The following is a 21,954-nucleotide window of genomic DNA, read 5'->3' as shown; positions in this document are numbered from 1 at the left end:
ACGATCTTGCTGGGCGGCTGAGCCACGGCTCTCGCCTGCCAGCGTCGAAAAGGCGGCGCGGAAAACGGGTCAGGAATTGAACTCGGGCTGACACACCGCTCGGATGCGCCCGGTCAATTTATGGAGGAGCAGGATGGGCGGAACGGATCTGGACAGCTGGTCCGCCGTCGCCGCGGGCTGGGCGAAGCTCTGGGGCGGGTTCCCCGAGCCCGCCTGGAGGGCCGTGGTCGAGGCGAGCGGGATCGGTCCGGGCTCGCGCGTGCTCGACGTGGGGTGCGGCAGCGGCGAACTCCTCGCGTACCTCGACCGGCTCGGGGCCTCGACGGCAGGCGTCGACCCTGCGCCCGGCATGGTCGAGATCGCCCGCGCCCGGGCGACTGGGGCCGACATCCGGCTCGGCCATGCTGAGCAGCTTCCCTGGCCGGACGGGGAGTTCGACCTGGTGACGTCGTTCAACGCCCTGCAATTTGCCGACGACATCCTTGACGCCCTCTCCGAGTTCGTCCGCGTCGCGGCGCCCGGCGGCCTCGTCGCGATCTCCAACTGGGCGGAGACCGCCCGCAACGACCTGAACACGATCGAGGACGCCATCGCGTACGCTGCCGGCGAGCAGCCGAGACCCGTCGGCGGACTATGGCAACCTGGTGGTCTCGGCGAGCTGCTCGGCGCCGTGGGTCTCGACGTCGTGTTCGCGGGGCTCGTCGAGGTCCCCTGGCACGCACCCGATGACGACGCGCTCGTCCAGGGCGTGCTGTTGGGCGAAGATTCAGCCACCACGGTCACCGTGGCACCCACGGTGATCGCCGCCGCCCGGCGGTTCCGGACCCCGTCCGGGGGCTACCGCCTCGTCAACGCGTTCCGGTACGCCGTCGGGCGTACGCCGGGCGGCGCTGTCGAGTCGAGTGTCGGCACGATGGGGGAGGCCTGAGCGATGCCGTCCTCGACCCCTGCTTGGTGCCCCGGTGGCCGGTGCTACCAGCTGCGCAGTCGTGGCCAGACCTGGCGGACCGCCCGCGTGCCTGACTCGCGTAGCTGATAGACGTCGTGCTGCGCCGCCGTCGCGCACGCGCGGATCGGCAGCACTCGCACCGTTCAGGGCGATCAGCAGGCACTGGCGAATCGGGAAGCATGTCGGCGGCGGCCAGCGTGTTCCTTCGGCCCGCTGTGTTCGCTAGCCGTCCAGGCCGGCGTAAGCGCGTAGCGCCTCGTGAGTCGTGGGCAGGCCGTGTTGGCGGAGCGGGCCTTGAGGCCCCGACGAGCCGAACACATGCGGGTTGTCGATGAGCCAGGCGACCACCGCCCGCTGCGCCGCCGTCAGTTCCTCGAAGCCGCGGCCGTGATCCGCCTCCATTTGCGGAAACGCGCTCCCCAGCACCACGTTGAAATGGTTGTGCCAGTTCGACGTGGGTTGCTCGGCGAGCACCGCCGCAACGAGTTCCGACCGCACCTGCTCGGCCACCGGCGCGGCGAAGGCGTCGAGTACCTCGAGTGCCACGTAGTTGGGGCTCTCAGACCAGATTGTCTGCCCGGTGTCCTGTTCGCGAATGGTTGCCCATCCGCGTAGCACGGCTATCGCCGAGTCCGGCGCGTCTTCGCGAGCCAACTGTGCCCAGGCCACAGCAGCTGCCCACCTCAGGTCGGGATCCGTACCGGCGAGGTTCCTGTCGAGCAGGTCCGCTACAGGCGGCGTCACCGGACCGCCGACCAGTCCCAACGCGAGCAGCGCCGCTCCCACCAGCTGCGCCGGGCGCTTGCCGTCGGAGGCGATTTCGAGCAGGCGGGGACGGATCGACGTCATCTCCTCCGAAAACCAAGCCAAGGCGTGGATCGCTTCCCCGACCACCGCGGTGTCCGGGTCAGCCAGGCATGCCAACAACAACGGAACGCCGGCCCGGACGGCGTCGTATGCGGCGAGCGTGTGCCGGGTCTCGAACAGGCGCCGCTCGGGCTTCGTGAGCGGAAGCGGCTGCCTCTGCCCTGTACTAACGGCCTCGTACCAATCCTTCATCGCCTGCGACCAGCGGCGCCACGTCTCCTCGGGGACCTGGGCCACGTCATTGCGGATTTCGGCGATGGGGAAGCCGCTGGCGGGTATCTCGTAAGGCGGGTAGCCGACAGCGAGGCAGGAGAGCAGCTGAATGATTTCGTTCCGGGCGGGCGTGGCAGGGTCGGCCAGCAGCTCCAGCAGGAACGGGACCGCGAATGCGGTGGCCTCGTAGCGGGTGCCCTGGTGATAGATGTTGCCGTACAACTCGTACATCGCCGCGCTACGGATCTCGGCGTCGGATGACCGCAGGTCACGGATGAGGTCAGGCACGTCCTCGGCACTCCCGTACGCGTGCGTCAACGACGCCCAGTCGATGCTGTCCAGATCAAGTCGCACCCGCCGCATTCTCCACAAGGCGAACCCACCCACCATGGGGTACCCCTCGATGTTCGCCGCAGCCGCAACCGCCGCCGGGGTCCTCCACGTTCCGCCGTTGTTCTTGGTGGGCCTTCGTGCGATGACCACCCGGGCTTACGTGTTGGACAGCCAGCCGCGCTCGTGGGCACGCCACCCCAGCTGCAGGCGCGATTGCGCCCCCGCGGTTTTCATCAGGTGCTGCATCCGGCGTACAACGGTGCGGCGGCTCATCCCGAGGCGAGCCCCCGCTGCCTCGTCGGTCATCCCGGCGACCAGCAGGGACAGCAGTTTGCGGTCCTCGTCGGAAATCTCGCGTTGGGCGGTGGGCTCGTCGGCGCTGGACAGCGTCAACGGGGTCGCAGCGGCCCACACTCCCTCGAAGAGCGCGACGAGCGCGTCGAGTAGCGCGCATGGATGTACGAGCACCGCCGCGTCCTGTGCGGCGTCGGTCCAGACCAGGGGAAGCAGCGCAAGCGTGTGGTCGGCGACGGCGAGCTTCGTTGGCACGGTCGGCGCGAGGCGGGCCAGTTCGCCGGTACGGACGTGCTCCGTGGTTGCCGCCAGGATGGCCGGGTCGTCGAGGGATTCGATCGTGTAGACGACGCGGTAGGTGACCTGCGACGCTCGTTCCATCTGCACGCTGTTGACCTGTTTCGCGGCCGCGTACGGGGGTGCGACCAGCTGTCGTACCTCCGCCCTGGCGACCCGCTGCACCCGGTCGAAGGCGCGCTGCACGCTCGCCTGGCCCTGGACGATCTCGATGAGTTCACCGGTACGCCGTCCGGCGGTGCGGTCGCGGGTCTGGGCCGCCAGCGTGTGAGCCGCCTCGCGGACCCGATCCAGTTCGGAGTGCCGGCGCTGGATCAGCTGGTCGATCGCTTCGTCGGGCGGAACCGGCACGACCAGGCCGTGCGGTGGTGGCGTGCGGTGCACCATTCCCTTGCGCTGGAGACCGGTCACCGCCCGGCTGACCTGCGTGGCGGCACGTCCCGTGCGCCTGACGAGCTGATCGACGGTGGCTGCGCCGTGCCGCAGCAGCGCAAGGTAGGTCGACTCCTCGGCAGCATTAAGTCCGGCGGACTCGAGCAAGGTGGGAACCTCCCATCGGGCGGGTGCAGGACGCGGCGGTTCGGCGGTGAGCGGTGCGGTGAACGGATGATGGCGCACCTGAGTCAGGGCGCATCTGCGCCGCAAAGTGATCTAGCCGGGGGTGGTGCCAAGTGTGACACTCTGCCGAGCTCATCTCCGCTAGGACCCGGCCGGAACGTCGTCGGCAGGTGCCAGTCGTGACGTCACGACAGATCAGGGCTCGTCAGCTGAAGAGAGGGTCGATGTCTGTGTACCTACCTCGGTCGCCCCGGAATGTCGCCCGGAGGGTGGCAGCCGGTGCCCTCACGGTGGTGGGGATAGCCGCTTCGGCGGCCGTGACCCCAGCGCCGGCGGTCGCTGTACCCCGGCCGGTCGCCGCATCCGGCGGTGCGCCGCAGCAACTCGAACACCACACGGTGGCTCTGGTCACCGGCGACACGGTGGCCATCACCCGCGGGCCGAAGGGGATCACCTCGTACCGCGTCACCCCCGGCCCTGGGCGCGAGGACATCACGTTCCTGACCCGGTCGTCTGGCGACGGCGGCGTCTCGGTCATCCCCTCCGACGCGCTGACCCTGCTCGCCACCGATCGTCTGGACCCCCAGCTGTTCGACCTGGGAGCGCTGATCGACAACACCACCACCACCGACGGCGGCGAGCTGCCGCTGCTCACCCAGTACAGCAAGACCGCCACGGCCGAGCGGTCCAACATGCTGCGGGCCATGCTCTCCGACACCGCCCGGACCACCCGTACGCTTCCCCGGCTCGGCTTGAACGCGGTGCGCGTGGCGCCGAAGGACACCGGCCGCATGTGGCGCACCGTCACCGGCGGTGAGAAGTCGGCGCATCGACTGCGCGGCGATCTCGGCAAGCTCTGGCTGGACCGCAAGATAGCCGTGTCGCTGGACCGCAGTGTGCCCCAGATCAACGCCCCCACCGCCTGGCAGGCCGGGCTCACCGGCACCGGTGTCACCGTCGCGGTTCTCGACACCGGCTACGACGTCGACCACCCCGACCTCAAGGACGCGGTCGTCGCCTCCGCCGACTTCGTCGGCGAGGGCACGGTGGACGATCACATCGGTCACGGCACCCACGTGTCCTCGACCATCGCGGGCAGCGGCGCCGCCTCCGAGGGGTCGCTCAAGGGTGTGGCACCCGGCGCGAAGCTGGCCGAGGGCAAGGTCTGCGGCGAGGACGGTTGCCCCTGGTCGGCGATCCTCGCCGGTATGCAGTGGGCGGCGACCGAGGTGCACGCCAAGGTCATCAACATGAGCCTTGGCAGCATCGACACGCCCGGTGTCGACCCGCTCGAAGCCGCGGTGAACGACCTGTCGGCCCAGACCGGGGCGCTCTTCGTCGTCGCGGCGGGCAACGACGGCTGCGTGTACGGCGTCCATCCGGTCGGCTCACCCAGCACCGCCGACGCGGCGCTGAGCGTGGCCGCGGTCGCCGCCGACGACTACATTGCCAGCTTCTCGAGCTGCGGCCCCCGCACCGGTGACTCCGCGTTGAAGCCGGAGATCAGCGCCCCTGGCGTGAACATCACCGCGGCGGTCCCCGGCGGCGGCTACGGGACGCTCAGCGGCACCTCCATGGCCACTCCACACGTCGCCGGCGCGGCGGCGATCCTGGCCCAGCAGCACCCCGACTGGACCGGTCAACAGCTCAAGGCGGCCCTGACGAGCAGCGCGGCCGGGATCTCCTGGGAGAGCACACCGTCGACCCGGTACGGGACCGGCCGGGTGGACCTCGCGCGGGCGATCGCCGCTCAGGTCACTCCGAGTGTCGGTGCCGTCAACGTCAACCAGCCTTGGCCCCGCCCCACCACCCCCGTAACCCGCACGGTCAGCTACCGCAATGACGGGGGCACCTCGGCCGTGCTTGACCTGGCCGTGTCGTCGGTGCCGAGCGCGCTGGTCACGCTGAACACCTCCCGTCTGGAGGTACCGGCTGGAGGCAGCGCTTCGGTTACCCTCACGATGGGCAGCCAGGGCGAGGACGAGGCCTACTACCTCGGCGCGCTAACCGCCACCGTCAACGGGACGCAGGTCGCACGGACGGCCCTGACGTACCACCAGGAGGCGCGCTACGACGTCTCGGTGAACCTGGTCAACCGGCTCGGCGAGGTCGCCGACGGCGGCGTCGCCGCGGTGAACGGTGACACCGGCGAGATGACCTGGCTGAGCGTCGCCGGAGGCACGGCACGGGCCCTGCTGCCCGCCGGCCGGCACTACCTGCTGACCACGGTCTACCCAGGCGGACCGGATGACGTCACCTTCACCTACGGGATCGTGCCGATCACGGTGACCGACGAGACGGCCATCCTGCCGGTGACCGTCGACGCCCGCCTCGGTAAGCAGGTCCGGCTCGACGTCTCCGACCGTTCGGCCGAGCACCTCATGACCTCCGTGGACCTCACCCTCGACGTGGCGGGCACGCGTCTGGCGCACGGTGGCGCCTTCGGCCTGGAGGGCGCCAGTTACGTGCTCCCGCTCGACGACCCGGCGGTCACCTACAACGCCCGGGCGGTCTTCGACAAGAAGGGATCGAGCGCGCAGTCACCGAGCCCGTACTACTACCGCATCGCTGACGTCCGTAAGGGCGTACCGACGAAACCGACGCGGACGGTGGCGAGGGAGGAACTGGCCCGCGTGGTCACGAACTTCAAGGCTCCCGGCGTCGCCTCCAGCGGCTTCGCCTCGGTCGGCATGGTCAGCGACAGTGGCCTGCCCACGCTGTCCTTCGAGGGCCCGGTCAGCTATCCGTCGACCGTCATCGAATACCGCTCACCCGGGCAGTACGAGAGCGACATCCGGATCGGGGGCGACTGGATCTTCGCGCCGACGAAGACCGTCAGCCTGGACCAGGAGAGCGAGGAGACCTGGAACAACGCGATCCTCGGGCCGTCGTTGGACAGCTCAACCGGGTCGCGTCGCGAAGACTTCATGTCGATCCCGAGCATCCCATGGTTCATCGACGCCGAGCCGCACACCTTCGGCTTCAGCCCCGCGTCAGGCACACTCACCCTCAGCCGGGACGGCCAGCAGATCACCCAGTGGCCAGCCGACCAGTGGGGCTACGCGTACGGGCTGCCGACCGAAAAGTCGACGTACAGCCTGCGGGCGAGCGTCAGTCGGGACGTGCCCTTCTCGACCCTGTCGAACAGGATTGACACAGAGTGGCGGTTCACCGCCGAGGGCACCGACTCGTACGTCGACAACCCGCTCATCGTGCCCCGTCTGACCGCCGTCGGGCTCGACGGATACAACCAGGCCGTCAAGGGGTCGCGGACCAAGGTGCTGATCGGGGTCGGAGGCCGGCCCAGTGGGGGCACCGCGGGCACCCACGTCAAGCAGGTCGAGGTGTCCTACAACGACGGCGGCACCTGGCAGCCACTCGTGGTAACCGCCAGGTCTGAGGGGCAGCTGGGCAAGGTGATGGTCGAGAACCGGGCCGCCGCGGGCTACGTCGCGCTGCGCGTCACCCTCGCCGACCGGGCCGGCAACCAGGTCACGCAGATCGTCTACCGCGCCTACGGGGTACGGTCCCGGTGACCCACGTGACCCGGGCCCGAGCAGCTCACGACGCCGCTCGGGCCCGGGTCACCGCAACGGCCGCCGCAGAACCCAGCGGAAATCACAGCCTGCGGCCCGCGCACGCCCCGACGCTTGCCGTGAGCCACCGCGTGGGCCTGCCCTGGGGGAGGGCCGCGGCACCGAGCACCTCACGTGAAGGGCCGTGCGCCGCCAGCAGCGGAGGTTCACGGCCCTGTCGTCGCTTCGAAGGGCACACCTATAGGGGCCGGAAGTGAGCGGGAACCCAGGCGTATGCGCCGTCGGCGCGGCGCAGGTGGCCCACACCGGGAAAAGGGAGGTGGGCTGCCCCCACCCACCAGCGGCGCTCGGTGACCAGTTCGAACACGTCGCTTCGCGCGACCACGGCGAGCTCCGGTGCGTTGTCGATCGCGATGGACACCTGCGGATGCGGCAGCTGGACGGTGTGACTGTGCACGAGGTCTCCCCAGAAGAGCACCGTCTCCGCGCCGTCGCCGAACAGGTAACCGGTGTGGCCGGCCGTGTGGCCGTGCTGGTGGAGCGCCCGCACGCCGGGCAGCACGCTGGTGGTTTCGAAGGCGTCCAGCCGACCGGCCCGCTGGTACGGGGCCAGGCTGGCCGTGGCCGCCTGATGGATGTCGCGTTGGACGCCCTCGGCCTGTCCGGTCCGATCCCGGTCGAGCCAGTACCCGACGTCGTCGGATGCGACGTGGACGGTGGCGCGTGGGTAGACGGCGTCGCCGTCCGCGGTGACGAGTCCACCGGAGTGGTCGGGGTGCAGATGCGTGATCAGGATGTGCTCGATGTCGTCCGGGGTGACGCCGGCGGCGGACAGGCTGTCGAGCAGGTGGCCGGTGTTCGGACCGAGTGTCGCGCCGCTGCCGGTGTCGACGAGGACGTACCGGCCGTCCTCCTCGACGAGGAAGGCGATGACCGCGGTGTACAGGTCGCCTTCCGCGTCCAGGTGAGCGTCCGCGAGACGAGCCCGTACCTGCTCTGCCGGTATGCCTCGCAGGTCCGCGGCGAGGATGGGCACGTACCCGTCGTACAGGGCGGTGATCAGGCGGTTCCCGATGCGGAACCGCTGGAAGCCGGGCGCCTGTGTCGGCTGACTGAGCATGGGTGGATTCCGCTTTCTGCTGTTCAGGGTCTGGGGTGTGTTCACTCGGCGGTGACGGCTGCCCTGACGAATTCCTCAAGGGTGGTCGCGGTGGTGATCGTCCCTTCGGGGCGGTGCACGCGGATACGGCGTTCCGCCACGTCGAGGGTCATGTCGACCATGGCGGCAGCCATGTGGTCGGAGAATCCGTTGGCCTTCAACCCGGCGCGTACGGCGTCGGCGGTCAGGACGTCGTACCGGGCCTCCCGCACGCCGATAGCCGCGCCGATCAGTCGGGTGGCCTCGGTGAGCGTCCGGTCGGCCGGGCCGACCACCTCCACCGGCCCGGGCGTGAACGGGCGGTCGCCACGCAGGAACTCGCCCGCGACGCGGCCGACATCCACGGTGGCGATCATCGGCAGGGGAAGGTCGGGGGGAATCAGCCCGCCGGTGGCGCCGGTGGCCCGGATGGCGGCGATGTCGGGCAGCAGGTTCTCCATGAACGATCCCGCCCGCAGGTGGACCGCCGGTACGCCCGTGGCGTCGATCGCCTGCTCAAGTTGCCTCAGCCCCCATACCGGCCCGCGTGCCTCGCCGTAGTTGGCCGCCCAGCCGCTGAGGGTCACCACACGCCGTAACCGACCGTGACGGTGCGCGGTCTGTACGGCGTGCGCCTCAGCCGCGATCACGGCCCGCTGGTAGGCCTGGAAGTCCGGGCTGTCCGGGATGAAACCCGGGGCGATCATGACGAACGCGCCGGTGGCGTTGGCCATGAGCGCGGTGAGGCGGTCCGGGTCATCCAGCGCGCTGAGGTAGGTCAGGGCGCCGGAGTCGGCGTACGGACGCAGCCGGTCATGCTCGCGTCCCACAGCTACCACTGTCGATCCGCCGTCCAGCAGGGCCCGTGCCACGGCTGAACCGGTGGCGCTGGTGGACGCGGTGACAACGAAAAGATCCGGTTCCGCCTCGACGTGCCTTGCGGAAGTGCCGGTGTATGAGCGCGAATCGTTCATATCGCCAGTGTGAGACGGCCCGGGAGGGCCAACCAGACAATGCCGTGGATACCCAAGCGACCACAGAAAGCCGACAGAGCGGGATGATCAGGACGCTCGGATGTTCGCGTGGCCGCCCGGTCGACGATCGCAGGGCTCCGGGTACGAGATGCCACGGTATCCACGACATGGGCAGGCAGTGCACCCGATACGCGGTGACACTGGAGAGATGAACGGCACCTGGTCGTCGTCGACGGAACTGGGCGCGTTCCTGCGCAGCCGACGGGCGGCCCTCACTCCGCAGGAGGCAGGTGTGCCCTCCTGGGGCCAGCGCCGTGTGCCCGGTCTCCGGCGTGAGGAACTGGCCCAACTCGCAGGCATCAGCGTGAACTACTACACCCGCCTGGAGCAGGGGGAGAGCCACCAGATCTCGGATTCCGTCCTGGATTCCCTGGCGCGCGTGCTCAAACTCGCCCCGGATGAGCGCGCCTACCTGGTCCGGCTGGCCCGGCCGGAACGGACCAGCCGCCGTACCGGCGAGCCGGAACGGGTACGCCCCGCAGTCCAGGCCCTCGTCGACGCGGCCGCCGCCCAGGCCGCGATCATCGTGGGACGACACGCCGACCTGCTGGGCGGCAACCGGCTCGGCTACGCCCTGTGGGGACTGCCCGCACCGAACAGCGGGTCCGGTGAGCCGCAGCCCAACATCGCCCGGATCACGTTCCTCGACCCATCAGCCCGGGACCTCTTCCCAGACTGGGAAGCGCAAGCAAGGGACATCACCGCCTATCTACGCCACGCGGCCGCCCAATACCCGGACGACCAGGAGCTACACGCACTCATCGGCCAGCTGAGCGTCCACAGCCCCGACTTCGTCCGAATCTGGGCCGAGCATCCGGTAAGCGACTGCGCGCACTCGGTACGCGAATACCGCCATCCACAGGTCGGCAGCATGATCCTGAACGAGGAGGTGGTCCGGCTGACCGATGACCCCGGGGTGCGGATCATCTTCAGCGGCGCGGAGAACGGCACCACGTCGGCGCAACGTCTTCAGCTGCTCGACACACTCACCTGACCGCCCCCAGGAGCAGACCGAATCGGGGCTGCGACGCCATCTTCCGGATCTGCTGATGCGTCATCAGGACGACCGGGTCACGGTGATGGGACGTCAAGCACTGGGCGCCGGTCGGCAGATCCGCTGGTGCAGCAGGGTTTCGGCCGGACGGCGGAGCTGGCCGGATTGCGCGGCTGGGACTTCGAGACGTGCTACGGCGCGGTACTGCTGGATAACGTGCGATTCCTGGCCGGGTACCGGCGTCCGTGGCCGATCGACGCGAGTCTGGCTGTCGAGGCCGCATGGTTCGGCATCGCCGATCTGACGAACGGAGGAGAAGCGTTGAGCGAAAACGTGATCAGCCTCCGTGCCGGCACGCTGTAGTGGCGTTAGGCTCGCCGGCCATGGGAATCCTCACCTTCAGCCTCAACCTCACCCTGGACGGTTGCGTCGACCACCAGGAGGGGATCGCCGACGACGAGACGCACGCCCACTTCACCCGTCTCATGGACGAGGGCGGGGCGATGCTCTGGGGTCGCGTCACCTACGAGATGATGGAAAGCTACTGGCCGGCCGTCGCCCGCGGCGACGAAGAGGCGCCGCCGGCCATTCGGGAGTGGGCGGTCAAGCTGGAGGCCAAACCCAAATACGTGGTGTCCTCGACACGCCGGGACTTCCCGTGGACCAACAGCCACCACATCGCCGGCGATCTACGCGAGGGCGTGCAGAAGCTCAAGGACGCGACCCCAGCCGGGGTCCTCCTCGGAAGCGGCAAGCTCGCGACCGAGCTCGACCGGCTGGACCTGATCGACGAGTACAAGCTGCTCGTCCATCCCAGGATCGCCGGACACGGCCCGACGCTGTACCAGGGCGGGCTGCCCGGCACGCGCGAACTCGAGCTGCTCTCGGCGGAGCCGTTCCGCAACGGCGCGGTGGCCATGCATTACCGCCGCGCGCGTTGAATCACAGGAGTCCAGTCAGCTCTGCGCTCTACAGATCGCCGCCAGCTCACCGGGAGCGCGGCGTCCTCCTCGCGCTCGCCGCGCAGCGCCCAACGCGAGGACCTCTTCGAAGAGCCGGTCGAGGACTCCGTGGATTCGCCAACCTTCTCGCCGGAACACGGCCAGGCCAAGATCATGAGAATTTCGACAGGTCAATACGAAATCGCCACTGACACAACGCTGAGAAACGCCGACTCAAACCCCGGCTCAGCCGAGCATGTCCGACATTTTCAACGCCTACATGATGATGGAAGTCCTCGTCAGACACGGCGCTCAGTCACGAACACCGCGTCGGAGTTGGGACCGCCATGGTCAGAACCACGACCGGCCGCAGCGATCCCGGATGGCCGTTCCGTGGTTTTCCGCTGGCGGCGCCGACGGTAGGTATGCGGACGAAACATTATTGATCTTCGATGATGTGCGCTGTTTGCCGAAGATCGGCAGACCACATCGTTCGGACATTGGTGGGCCCTCACCAACTGCGAGCGACCTGCGGGGTGGGCGAGGTCAGACTGCTGGCGGGGCGGGAATCTGCCATAAGGCACTGACTGGTAGGGCGCGTAGTTTGTCGCCGAACGGCAGCGTCGAGGTGCCGGTGTAGAGGACGATGCCGGCGATGAAGTCGTCACCGAGGCGGTCGGCGAGTCGGCGTAGCCCGCGGAAGTCGCCCGGTCCGACGGTGGTGGCTGCTTTGACTTCGATCCCGACGACGCGCCCGGATCTGTTTTCGAGCACCGCGTCGACTTCGTACCTGCTCTGGTCGCGGTAGTGGGACAGGTCGACGAACTGCTCGGACCAGGTGAGCTGGCGGGACAACTCGGACAGGACAAATGATTCGAGTAGTGGCCCGAACGGCGCGCCCGGCCGGAGCAGCGCCCGGGTATCGGTCGCGGTCTCGTTGGCGGCGATGCCCGAGTCGACGAAGATCAGTTTTGGCGCGGCGGTGGTGCGGGTGCCGAGGTTACGGGACCAGCCGGGGATCCGCTTGATCAGGAAGATCTCTTCCAGGGCTTGGAGGTAGCGGGCGATCGTTGGCCGGCTCAGTCCGAGGGCGGATTCGAGGGAGTTGGCGGCGATGATGGTCGCGGACCTGGTCGCGAGGAGGCGTACCAGCTTGCGTAGCTCGCCCTTGTGTTGGATGTCGGACAGCTGCCGCACATCGCGGTCGATGAGCGCCTGGACGTAGGCGTCGAGGAACCGTTGGCGGCGGCGTGGGTCGGTGCGGGTCGTGGCCTCGGGTAGGCCGCCTCGCACGATCCGAGCCGCGTAGTCGGCGCGGGTCACCTCCGACTCGTGTCGCAGGTCCGGACCGAGCGCAAAGACGGCATCGATGAATCCGTCCGGTGCTCCCTCGAGCTCGCCCTGAGAGAAAGGCCAGAGCTCGACGGTTTCCATCCGGCCGGGCAAGGCGTCCGGGGCGGCCACCATGCCGAACAGGTGAGACGAGCCGGTGAGCAGGTACCGGCCGGGACGGGGATCCTCGTCGACGGCTGCCTTGATGGCCAGCAACAGTTCTGGAGCGCGTTGGATCTCGTCGATGACCAGGAGTTCGGGCGAGTCCACGAAGCCGACCGGGTCGGCGAGCGCCGCGGCGCGGTCCTGTGCCCGGTCGAGATCACGGCGCTCGGCGAGACGATCACCGGCGACGATGCGAACCAGGGTGCTCTTGCCTGCTTGACGTGCTCCGCTGATCAGCACGACGCGGGTGTCGGCCAGGGCGTCGTTGACCTGCGCGGCGGCGCGGCGGGGGATGAGATGCGGTGTGGGCACGGCGTCATGATAACCGACACGGTTTCGATCTGCGAAGCAGTCGGCGTTCGGTATGCGGCACTATCCGTGATCGGAATGCGGGGTAATCTGTGTTCGATTTGCGGGCCACTCGCCGACGCTTTGGACACTGCTGCGGAGTTGGGCCTCGACGCTGTAGTTCCGGTCAACACGCCGCTGGTCGAGGACGTCGTGGCGTGCACCCGCGTCAACCTGGTCGACGGCGGTCGGCTGGACTTCACCGGCCTCCCCGACGAGCTGATCGCCGCCGGTGGGGACGGCGACAGCGGCGACTCCCCGATCGACCGGGTCTACGGCGGTTCTGCGCGGCGCGCGGACGGTGCCGCGGTGAGGCGCGCGCTGAGGGTGGAGCTACGCCGCGGTACGGCGCCCTCCGCCGCGGTGGCGATGTTCGGCGCTCCGGATGGTGGGGCTTCGTTCACCGCCGCGTTCGTCGTCTCCCTCGTCGTTGGGGGCGCGCTCGTTGTCGGGAAGACGCTGTACCTGCCGGCCGCTTGCGCGGCGCAACCCGGGATTTTTGCTCGGTCAACGGGCTCGCGGTCGGTGTGCAGTCCGGCTTGCAGGTGGTGGCCGCCTTGGCGCTGTTGCTGTCGGCCGCCGGCTGCGTGCTCTCGGCCGGGCCGTGTACGGGGGCGCCGTCGCTGCGGTGGGGTTCCTCGGGCTGTTGGTCATGCTCACGGTGCTGCTCACCGTCGTTCGCTTCGGACGCCGTGCTGTCCCGGCTCGGCCGGACTGCGCTGATCGGTGGCGGTGCCTTGCATCTGCTCGGCACCGCCGTGCTGATGCGATCAGGCTCCATGGGCGACCTGCGGCCCGGCACGACGACGCGCTGAGTGTTCCGCTACGGGCTCGTCGCCGGTCCGCTCGTTAGACATCTCATGGACACCGCCGACGTCGCCGAGGCCGGCCACGACGACCTGGAGTAGGCCGACGCGGTGCTGATCGGTACCCCTACCCGCTATGGCAGCCCCGCCAGCCAGCTCAGGGCATCCATCGACACCACAGGCCTCTTGTGGTTCAACGCAAGCTCGCGGACCAGCTGTACTCGGGCTTCACCGACTCCAGCACCGTCCACGGCGGGCAGGAAGCGACCCATCCTGGCGCTGACGAACACGTTCTACCACGGCACCATCGTGCTCCCTGCTACCCCGACCCGATCCAGTTCCCAGTCGGGCAACCCCTACGGCACTTCCCATTATTCGGCGACGGCGCGCCCGGTGAGGTGGCCCTGCAGACGGCCCGCGACCAGGCCCGCCGCGTCGCCGACATGGCGACCCTTCTCAAGATCAGCCGCGCCGGCTGATCGCGGCGGTCTTCACCACCATCGAGCCGGGCCCTGCTCTCATCGCCTGCTGCCGTCGGCCGAGAGGTCGACCCGCGGCGTCCAAGTGACTCCTAATAGGACCGACGCCGATGCGAGAACCCGCGGACCTGTCCACGACCCCTGCGCTCTGGTCGTCTGCCGTTCCATGAACGTTCAGCTATTCGTCCCTGCCCGCGCCGTTCGTCCTCCCTAAGTTGCCTAAGGCGACGAAAGGAGGGGCTCATGGACGCACCACTCGCAATCCGGGCTCGCGGGATCACCAAGAGTTTCGGCGATGTGGTCGCACTCGACGGCATCGATCTGGACGTGGCCCAGGGGCAGATTCACGGCTTGGTCGGGCCGAACGGCGCTGGCAAGACCACATTGCTCGGTCTCCTGCTGGGCTTGGCCGTCGCCGACAGCGGTCGGCTCGAGATCCTGGGTGCACCGCTCGCGCGGGCGCTCGCGGCTCCCGACGGCGTCGCCGGCTTCGTGGACGGGCCCGGCCTCTATCCCTCGCTCACCGCCCGGCAGAACCTCGCCGCCCTGGCCGCTCTCCGCGGACAGGACGCGCGGACGACCGGGATCGACGACGTGCTGGCCGAGGTCGGGCTCACCGACGTCGCCGACGACCGGGCGAGCGGCTTTTCCCTCGGCATGCGTCAGCGGCTCGGGCTCGCCGCCGCCTTGCTCACCAAGCCGCGGCTGCTCGTGCTCGACGAACCTTCCAACGGCCTCGACCCGGCAGGCAAGAAACACGTACACCGTGTCCTCACCCGGCTCGCGGCTGACGGAACCAGCGTCGTGCTCTCCAGCCACCGCATGGACGACCTCGAGGCGCTCTGTTCCGAGGTCACCATCCTCGCCACCGGACGGGTCGTCTTCTCCGGCCCGCTGGGCAAGCTGGCCGCCGAGGACCGTGAGCTCGACTATCGGCTGCGCACCTCCGACCCGCAGGCGGCCCGCCGACTCGCCGCTGACACGGCCGGTATTCATGTCGACGAGGCCGGGGGACGGGACGCCGAGGTGCTCGTCGTACGGGCGTTGGTGTCCGCCCTCGACGAACTGGTGGCGCGGCTCGTGAACGCGGGCGTCGCAGTGCGCGAGCTCGCACCCGTGGTGTCGCCGCTCGAGGCCGCGTTCCTCGCCCTCACCGAGCAGCAGGAGGAGAACTGATGACGGCGACTATCGCTGCCGACCGTGCCGTCGGCGCCCGCCGGGTCTCGGTGGCGCGCGGCTACCGGTTCGAACTGGTCAAGCTGGTCTCGCAATGGCGGATCCGGCTGCTGGTTCTCGCTTGCTGGATAGCGCCGGCGCTGTTCGTCGCGGCGGTGAGCCAGCAGAGCTCTCTGCCCGTCGACACTCTCTTCGGCCGGTGGATGCACGCCACGGGGTGGGCCGGACCGCTGGTGACGCTCGGGTTCGCCGGCACCTGGGCGCTGCCGCTGCTGACCTCGGTGGTCGCCGGCGACGTGTTCGCCGCCGAGGACCGGCTCGGCACCTGGCGCCACCTGCTCGTGGCGGTCCGGTCACCGCGACGGATCTTCGCCGCAAAGGCGCTGTCCAGCCTCACCGTCATTCTGCTGCTCGTGGTAGGGCTGGCCTGTTCCAGCGCGGCCGGCGGGGTTGTGGCGGTCGGCAACCAGCCACTGGTCGGCCTCGACGGCCACCTGCTGACCCCGGGGGACGCCGCCGGGACGACAATGCTCGCCTGGGTCTGCGTGCTCGCCCCGACCCTGGCCCTCGCCGCGGTCGGGCTACTCGGATCCGTCGCGCTGGGACGCTCGCCGATGGGGCTGTTGCTGCCCGCGCTCGTCGCGCTTGCGATGCAGCTCGCGCAGATGCTGCCGCTGCCCGTCGCCGTACGCCTCGCACTGCCCGGCTTTGCCTTCATCGCCTGGAACGGTCTGTTCACCAGCCCGGGGCAGCTCGGCCCGCTCCTGATCGGCATCGTGGTCAGCCTGGTGTGGGCCGTGACCGCGACTGCCCTGGCCTACCTGCTGTTCCTGCGCCGCGCCTTCACCAACCTGAGCTACGACGGCTCCGGGCGCCGCGCGCTCACCGTCGGAGCCCTGCCGCTGGTGGGGTTGCTCGCCGTGACGGTCGGGGTGGTCGCCGTGACGACCCCGGCCAACGGATCCGGGATCGAGCAGGAGAAGGTGCAACGCTCGGTCGCCACGGCGTTCGCCCACCTCTACCGCATGCAGACCGAGCAGCTCAACCGTCCCGCCGTCACCGAGGCGCAGTTGAAGGCGACGGCGACGTGCAACAAGGGCGGCGGGAAGCTCGCCCCCGAAGGGCCCGGTAACGACTGGCGCTGCGTCGTCTCCTGGCATCTCCCCGACGTCGAGGCCGCTGGGTCGGCCATCTACCAACTCGACGTCACCCCAGACGGGCGGTTCGTGGCCGATGGCGACGGACCGAAGGAAGTGAACGGCTACTTCCTGGTGCAGACGCCGACCGGCGACGCACCGAACCCGCTCTGGCAGTTCGACGGCAACGTCGAGCTGCTCCACACCACGAAGGGATGATCCCATGCAGGTAACACGCCGCCGTCGGCGTGTGGAGAAGGACCAGTTCCGCCTTCTCCGTCAACGCATCGGCCGCCGGCTACCCCTGGCGACGGCAGGCACCACCGCTGTCGTCGTCGCCGCCGGCACCGGCATCGCTTTCGCCCAGACGCAACAGTTCGGCACCGATCAGGTCGGCCAGGTGACCGACAAGGGCCTGGTCGTGTCCGACGCCCAGTACGTCGACCCGATCGGCGAGCGTCTCGTCATCAACAACGGCAAGATCATGTCGTCCTCGGTCAGCCCGGACGGCACCCACCTGGCGGCCTCGGTCGCCGACGGTGGGGTGGCGCTGGTCATCGTGGACCTGAAGACCTGGAAGGTGCAGCAGCTCGTCGGTAACAACGCGGCCGCTGACTTGCGCATCAGCGGCAACAACGTGGGCCAGGAAGGACCCACGTACTCGCCGGACGGATCGCAGCTCTGGCTGGGTCAGCCCGACGGCTACACGAAGTTCACCGTGAACCCCGACGGCACGCTCGCCAACCCGACGTCCATCGCGATCGCGAAGGACGGGCCGAAGCAGGCGCTCGTGGCCGAGGCCGTGTTCTCGCCCGACGGCGCCACCGTGTACTCGGCCGTCAACGGCCAGAACCGCGTGGTCGCCATCGACACGGCGACCGGCGCCATCCGGCAGAGCTGGGCCGTGGGCAACGCCCCGCGTGACCTGGCGTTGGTCGGCGGCAAGCTCTACGCCAGCAACGAGGGTGGCCGCAAGGCGCTGCCCGGCGAGAGCACCATCAACTCCTACAACACCCAGGTGCCGGCCGACCCGGTGACCGCCGCCACCACCACGGGTACGGTCAGCGTCATCGACGTGGCGGACCCGGGCGCCGCCGTCGGGAGCATCGACGTCGGTCTGCACCCGACCGCCCTGTACGTCAAGAACGGGACGCTGTTCGTCACCAACACCGCGACCAACGACGTGTCGGTCATCGACACCGCGAGCAACAAGGTCGTGCAGACCATCGCCACGCAGCCGTGGCCGGAGGCGACGGTGGGCTACGAGCCCGACGCCGTGACGCTCACCGACGACGGTCACCTGCTCGTGACGCTCGGCCGCGCCAACGCGGTCGCCGTCTACCGGTACACGACTCCGCTGGAGCCGGTCAGCTACGTCGGCCTCCTGCCGACGGACTACTTCCCCGCGGAGATCACCACCGTCGGCGACGACGTGCTGGTCTCCAACACTCGTGGGATCGACGCCCGCCGCCCCACCAACAGCGCCGGGCACGGCACCCACGACACGACGTCGAGCCTGCAGCGGTTCACGTTGCCCAGCGACAAGGACATCAAGGCCCAGACCGGCAAGGTGTTCAGCCAGAACGGCTGGACCAACGGCTCGGTCAAGCTGGCCAAGGGCAACAAGGCGAAGGCGGAGCCGGTGCCGCAGCGGCTCGGCGACCCGTCGACGATCAAGCACGTCTTCCTGATCGTCAAGGAGAACCGGACCTACGACCAGATCCTCGGTGACGACGCGCGGGGCAACGGTGATCCGTCGCTGGCGCAGTACGGCGAGAACGTGACGCCGAACCAGCACGCGATGGCGAAGCAGTTCGGGCTGTACGACAACACCTACGACATCGGCACGAACTCGGCCGAGGGCCACAACTGGCTGATGCAGGCCGACAACCCGGAGTACACCGAGTCCACGGCTGGCGAATACCTCCGCAGCTACGACACGGAGGACGACGCACTCGGCCACCAGCGGACCGGCTTCATCTGGACCGGCGCGACGGCGGCCGGGAAGAGCGTGCGGAACTTCGGCGAGTTCCACCAGTTCCTGACCAAGCCGGCCGACGCGAGCTGGCAGAACCTGTACTGCGACACCAAGAACATGGCGGCGACCGGGCAGGACACGGCCTACGACCTGGTCTCGTCCTCGCCGATCCCGTCACTGAACAGCGTGTCGGTGCCCGGGTTCCCGAAGTTCGACACCGCCGTCCCGGACATCTACCGGTACGAGATCTGGAAGCGTGACTTCGCGAAGAACGGGCCGGCGAACCTGAACATGTTCTGGCTCTCCAGCGACCACACCGGTGGTCCGGCGAACGGGGCCGCTCAGGTCGCGGACAACGACCTCGCGGTCGGCAAGATCGTCGACACGATCTCGCACAGCCCGTACTGGAAGGACTCGGCGATCTTCGTTGTCGAGGACGACTCCCAGGCCGGCCTCGACCACGTCGACGGCCACCGCGCTCCGATCCAGATCATCAGCCCCTGGGCCCAGCGCGGCGTCGTCGACAGCCACTACTACACGCAGATCACGATGATCCGGACCATCGAGCAGATCCTCGGGATCCACCCGATGAACCAGAAGGACAGCGCCGCCAGCCCCATGCGTGCGGCCTTCACCAAGAAGCCGGACTTCACGCCGTTCACCGCGCTGCCCAACCGGACCTCGCTCACCGCGGGCCTGAAGACCCCGCCTGCCTGCGGCCTGGACACCCCGGCCCCGCAGAACCCCCTCGCCGCGGCCGCGCCGTCGGCGACGGTGCCGGCGGACAAGCAGCAGGTGGCCGCGCAGTGGGATCAGTGGAAGTCGCGCCAGCGGCTGACCGGGCCTGACGCCAAGCCCGACTTCGCGAACCCGGCGCAGATGAACCACTTCGCGTGGTACGAGGCGCACGACTGGACCAAGCCGTACCCCGGCGAGGACAAGATCCTGGCACCGGAGGATGTGCCCGGCGCCTACATCCCGTCGCCGGAGTCCGACGGCTGACACGGGCTGACCGCGTCGACAGGGCCCCTGACCGGCATCACCGCCGGCCAGGGGCCCTGTTCATCCATCGGAGGCGCCGCACCGCCGGCGGAAGCGCCGCAGCCTTCATCGTTTCGTGGGTTGCCGCCGCCGAGGGGCCCCGACCGGCCGATTCCCGCCGCCTGCCGCTCGCCCGATCGCAACGCGACAGCCAGCCGTTCAGTTCGCCCGCGCCCGCGTCGGCACCTGTAGCAGGTCCAGACAATTACGCCACAGCGCCTCGAGTTGGGCCGGGTCGTTGAGCAGTTTCGCGAACATCGCGCGTCCCTCCATCAGTGCGATGATGGAGCGCGCGGCGTCGCGCGCGTCGATCGAGGTGCCGGCCAGTCCGAGGTCTTTCGCCTCGACGACCACCCGCTCGATCAGGTCGATCTGGGCCTCGAAGATCTCCTGTAGGCGGTCGCGGATCTCCTCGGCTTGGTTGCTGAGTTCCAGGGCGAGGTTGCCGAACAGGCAACCGACGACCAGGCCGGCCTTCTGCTGTACGGTGCGTTGCACGTTCTCCGTCGCCTCGAACAGGTCTCGCAGGCGCCGCAACGGGTCGTGATCGCTGCTGAGCAGTTCCACCCACTGCTGTCGCTGGGCTGCCCAGTGATCGTCGATGACGGTGAGCGCGAGAGCCTGCTTGGACTCGAAGAAGTAGTAGAAGCTGCCCTTCGGCACGCCGGCCGTCGAGCAGATCTCCGCCACGCCCAGCGCGGAATATCCCCGCTGTTCGATCAGCATCTTCGCCGCGTCGAGGATCTTGTTTTGCGCGTCACTCGTCCGTCCCATGGTTTGAAAATACACGACCAGTCGTCTAGCTTCATAGCCGACCAGTCGTCTAGTGGTCGTCAAGACGGCAATCAGCCACCGAAAGGTTCACTATGAGCGCCAATCAGGGACAAAAGGTCGTTGTCGTCACCGGTGCGTCCCAGGGCATCGGCGCCGGCCTGGTCGACGCCTACCGCAAACTCGGCTACGGCGTCGCGGCCACCTCGCGCACGATCAGCGCGTCCGGCGACCCGGACATCGTCACCGTCCAGGGCGATGTCGCGGACGCCGAGACGGCAGACCGTGTGATCGCGGCGGCGCTGGACCGTTTCGGCCGCATCGACTCACTCGTGAACAATGCCGGCATCTTCATCGCCAAGCCGTTCACGGACTACACCGAGGAGGAATTCGCCCTCTACCTCGGCGTCAACCTCGCCGGGTTCTTCCGGTTCACTCAACGGGTCCTGCCGCACCTGCTCGCCAACGGTGGCGGCCACATCGTCAACATCACGGCGAGCGTGGTCGACCAGCCCAACTCCAGCGTGCCGGCCGTGCTCGCGTCCCTGACCAAGGGTGGCCTCAGTGCCGCCACGAAGTCCCTGGCCATCGAGTACGCGACCAGAGGAGTACGGGTGAACGCCGTCTCCCCGGGCGTCATCAAGACCCCGATGCACCCGGTCGAACTCCACGAAATGCTCGCCGGGCTGCAGCCGGTCGGTCGGATGGGCGAGACGAGCGACATCGTCGACGCCGTCGTCTACCTCGAGTCGGCCCCGTTCGTCACCGGCGAGATCCTGCACGTCGACGGCGGAACGAGCGCGGGTCACTGACCGGCAGCCGCTGGGGGGTTGGCGCGTTTCTACCCGCCAGCCCCCAGCGGCCGTTACCAGGAACGAGTTCAGCCGTACTCTATTGAACCTGGTGCTCTTCGCCCTGACCTTGGACGACTTCACTGCCGTCCTCCCGCCTGACCGAGTGGCTCGAACCGCTCCGTTTGCGCGGAACGCCTGAGGTGCCAGCACCGGGGTCACACCGGTTCACGCCTCGCTTGGAAGAGCAGTAGGTCGATGTGCGGGACTTGCTGTGTGGGGGCTGTAGTGTCCTCAGTGGCCGCGCGGGTGACTTCGGTCTTGGTGGCGTAGTAGAGAAACCGGTCGCCGTTGCCGGGTGCGCCGGTGGCCGAGATTCGCAGTACGAGAGTAAGTCGGGCGGCCTCGGCGACGGTGCACAGCGCGCGCGCATGGTCGGCGAACGCTTGGTTTGGCTCGGCGAGGCTGCCGGGCTGGATCGCAACGATCACGCACGCGTCGTCGCTTATCGGCAGCCGGTTAGCGCCGAGCAGGCCGCCGGCGTGGCCAGAGGGGGAGAGGTCTGCGCGTGGCCAACGCAGGGTGATTAGGCTGACCTGCTGGTCGGTTTGGTCGAGCCCGTCTGTGCGGGTGGCGTCGAATCCGGAAAGGTAGGAGCGGCCGGTTGCTACGGCCGCCTCGTGCAGGTGGTTGTCGCCGTCCAGGTCGAGAACCGTTTCGCCGTGGCTGGTGTACACGAGGACGATGTGCCTGGCGAGCCGCGACGCGAATCCGACG

18 protein-coding genes and 1 pseudogene are annotated in these 21,954 nt (G+C 68.8%); 12 read left to right on the top strand and 7 right to left on the bottom strand.

Annotated features, from left to right (window positions below):
* Window positions 1-133: 133 nt before the first annotated feature.
* Window positions 134-928: a class I SAM-dependent methyltransferase gene (locus AB0F98_RS26155; protein WP_357740296.1), complete on the top strand. Its 795-nt coding sequence runs from the start codon at window positions 134-136 to the stop codon at window positions 926-928.
* A gap of 243 nt (window positions 929-1,171) precedes the next feature.
* Here the strand turns inward: AB0F98_RS26155 and AB0F98_RS26150 are convergent, their stop codons facing one another.
* Together AB0F98_RS26150 and AB0F98_RS26145 are read right to left on the bottom strand one after the other, a co-directional pair.
* Window positions 1,172-2,383 (bottom strand): HEAT repeat domain-containing protein, encoded by a 1,212-nt coding sequence (locus tag AB0F98_RS26150; protein ID WP_357740293.1) that lies wholly within the window; start codon window positions 2,381-2,383, stop codon window positions 1,172-1,174.
* A 135-nt stretch (window positions 2,384-2,518) separates the two neighbouring features.
* Window positions 2,519-3,493 (bottom strand): helix-turn-helix domain-containing protein, encoded by a 975-nt coding sequence (locus AB0F98_RS26145; RefSeq protein WP_357740290.1) that lies wholly within the window; start codon window positions 3,491-3,493, stop codon window positions 2,519-2,521.
* 335 nt (window positions 3,494-3,828) lie between these two features.
* Between AB0F98_RS26145 and AB0F98_RS26140 the strand changes: the two genes are divergently transcribed.
* A complete protein-coding gene (locus AB0F98_RS26140) occupies window positions 3,829-7,047 on the top strand; it encodes a S8 family serine peptidase (RefSeq protein ID WP_357740287.1) in 3,219 nt (1,072 codons plus the stop codon).
* 238 nt (window positions 7,048-7,285) lie between these two features.
* Here AB0F98_RS26140 and AB0F98_RS26135 read toward each other — a convergent pair whose 3' ends face one another.
* Together AB0F98_RS26135 and AB0F98_RS26130 are read right to left on the bottom strand one after the other, a co-directional pair.
* Window positions 7,286-8,167 carry an MBL fold metallo-hydrolase gene (locus tag AB0F98_RS26135; RefSeq protein WP_357740284.1) on the bottom strand — a complete coding sequence of 294 codons (882 nt, stop codon included), beginning with the start codon at window positions 8,165-8,167 and terminating at the stop codon, window positions 7,286-7,288.
* A 41-nt stretch (window positions 8,168-8,208) separates the two neighbouring features.
* Complete coding sequence (locus AB0F98_RS26130; protein ID WP_357740281.1) at window positions 8,209-9,159, bottom strand: NmrA family NAD(P)-binding protein; 951 nt, start codon at window positions 9,157-9,159, stop codon at window positions 8,209-8,211.
* 208 nt (window positions 9,160-9,367) lie between these two features.
* Between AB0F98_RS26130 and AB0F98_RS26125 the strand changes: the two genes are divergently transcribed.
* From AB0F98_RS26125 to AB0F98_RS26115, 3 genes are all read left to right on the top strand, one after another.
* The gene (locus AB0F98_RS26125; RefSeq protein WP_357740278.1) at window positions 9,368-10,213 is read left to right on the top strand and encodes a helix-turn-helix transcriptional regulator; all 846 of its coding nucleotides are present in this window, start codon (window positions 9,368-9,370) and stop codon (window positions 10,211-10,213) included.
* Window positions 10,214-10,339: 126 nt separating this feature from the next.
* Window positions 10,340-10,576 carry a hypothetical protein gene (locus tag AB0F98_RS26120; RefSeq protein ID WP_357740275.1) on the top strand — a complete coding sequence of 79 codons (237 nt, stop codon included), beginning with the start codon at window positions 10,340-10,342 and terminating at the stop codon, window positions 10,574-10,576.
* Between the two features lie 20 nt (window positions 10,577-10,596).
* The gene (locus tag AB0F98_RS26115; protein WP_357740272.1) at window positions 10,597-11,154 is read left to right on the top strand and encodes a dihydrofolate reductase family protein; all 558 of its coding nucleotides are present in this window, start codon (window positions 10,597-10,599) and stop codon (window positions 11,152-11,154) included.
* A gap of 546 nt (window positions 11,155-11,700) precedes the next feature.
* Here the strand turns inward: AB0F98_RS26115 and AB0F98_RS26110 are convergent.
* Window positions 11,701-12,963, bottom strand: coding sequence for an ATP-binding protein (locus AB0F98_RS26110; RefSeq protein ID WP_357740269.1), 1,263 nt, complete (start codon window positions 12,961-12,963; stop codon window positions 11,701-11,703).
* A 135-nt stretch (window positions 12,964-13,098) separates the two neighbouring features.
* Here AB0F98_RS26110 and AB0F98_RS26105 point away from each other — a divergent pair.
* The 6 genes and pseudogenes from AB0F98_RS26105 to AB0F98_RS26080 all read left to right on the top strand — a co-directional run.
* Window positions 13,099-13,312 (top strand): annotated as a pseudogene (locus AB0F98_RS26105) (ABC transporter ATP-binding protein); the annotation flags it as partial.
* A 163-nt stretch (window positions 13,313-13,475) separates the two neighbouring features.
* Window positions 13,476-13,814, top strand: coding sequence for a hypothetical protein (locus AB0F98_RS26100; protein ID WP_357740267.1), 339 nt, complete (start codon window positions 13,476-13,478; stop codon window positions 13,812-13,814).
* A gap of 179 nt (window positions 13,815-13,993) precedes the next feature.
* Entirely contained in the window at window positions 13,994-14,284 is a 291-nt protein-coding gene (locus AB0F98_RS26095) for a hypothetical protein (RefSeq protein ID WP_357740264.1), read from the top strand.
* 243 nt (window positions 14,285-14,527) lie between these two features.
* Window positions 14,528-15,460, top strand: coding sequence for an ABC transporter ATP-binding protein (locus AB0F98_RS26090; RefSeq protein ID WP_357740262.1), 933 nt, complete (start codon window positions 14,528-14,530; stop codon window positions 15,458-15,460).
* The gene (locus AB0F98_RS26085; RefSeq protein ID WP_357740259.1) at window positions 15,460-16,815 is read left to right on the top strand and encodes an ABC transporter permease; all 1,356 of its coding nucleotides are present in this window, start codon (window positions 15,460-15,462) and stop codon (window positions 16,813-16,815) included. Before AB0F98_RS26090 ends, AB0F98_RS26085 begins: the two co-directional genes overlap by 1 nt.
* Before the next feature lie 4 nt (window positions 16,816-16,819).
* Window positions 16,820-19,576, top strand: a complete 2,757-nt coding sequence (locus tag AB0F98_RS26080) for a bifunctional YncE family protein/alkaline phosphatase family protein (RefSeq protein ID WP_357740256.1) — start codon at window positions 16,820-16,822, stop codon at window positions 19,574-19,576.
* A gap of 198 nt (window positions 19,577-19,774) precedes the next feature.
* On the opposite strand, the gene AB0F98_RS26075 is transcribed toward AB0F98_RS26080, so the two are convergent.
* Window positions 19,775-20,389 carry a TetR/AcrR family transcriptional regulator gene (locus AB0F98_RS26075; RefSeq protein WP_357740253.1) on the bottom strand — a complete coding sequence of 205 codons (615 nt, stop codon included), beginning with the start codon at window positions 20,387-20,389 and terminating at the stop codon, window positions 19,775-19,777.
* Window positions 20,390-20,481: 92 nt separating this feature from the next.
* Here AB0F98_RS26075 and AB0F98_RS26070 point away from each other — a divergent pair, with 92 nt between their 5' ends.
* The gene (locus tag AB0F98_RS26070) at window positions 20,482-21,198 is read left to right on the top strand and encodes an SDR family oxidoreductase (RefSeq protein WP_357740250.1); all 717 of its coding nucleotides are present in this window, start codon (window positions 20,482-20,484) and stop codon (window positions 21,196-21,198) included.
* A gap of 197 nt (window positions 21,199-21,395) precedes the next feature.
* Here the strand turns inward: AB0F98_RS26070 and AB0F98_RS26065 are convergent, their stop codons facing one another.
* Window positions 21,396-21,914, bottom strand: a complete 519-nt coding sequence (locus AB0F98_RS26065) for a hypothetical protein (RefSeq protein ID WP_357740247.1) — start codon at window positions 21,912-21,914, stop codon at window positions 21,396-21,398.
* Window positions 21,915-21,954: the final 40 nt, after the last annotated feature.

The sequence above is a fragment of the Micromonospora sp. NPDC023737 genome (assembly GCF_040639715.1).
In the GTDB taxonomy this organism is placed as follows: domain Bacteria; phylum Actinomycetota; class Actinomycetes; order Mycobacteriales; family Micromonosporaceae; genus Micromonospora.
This window is presented reverse-complemented; position numbering and strand designations above follow the sequence as displayed.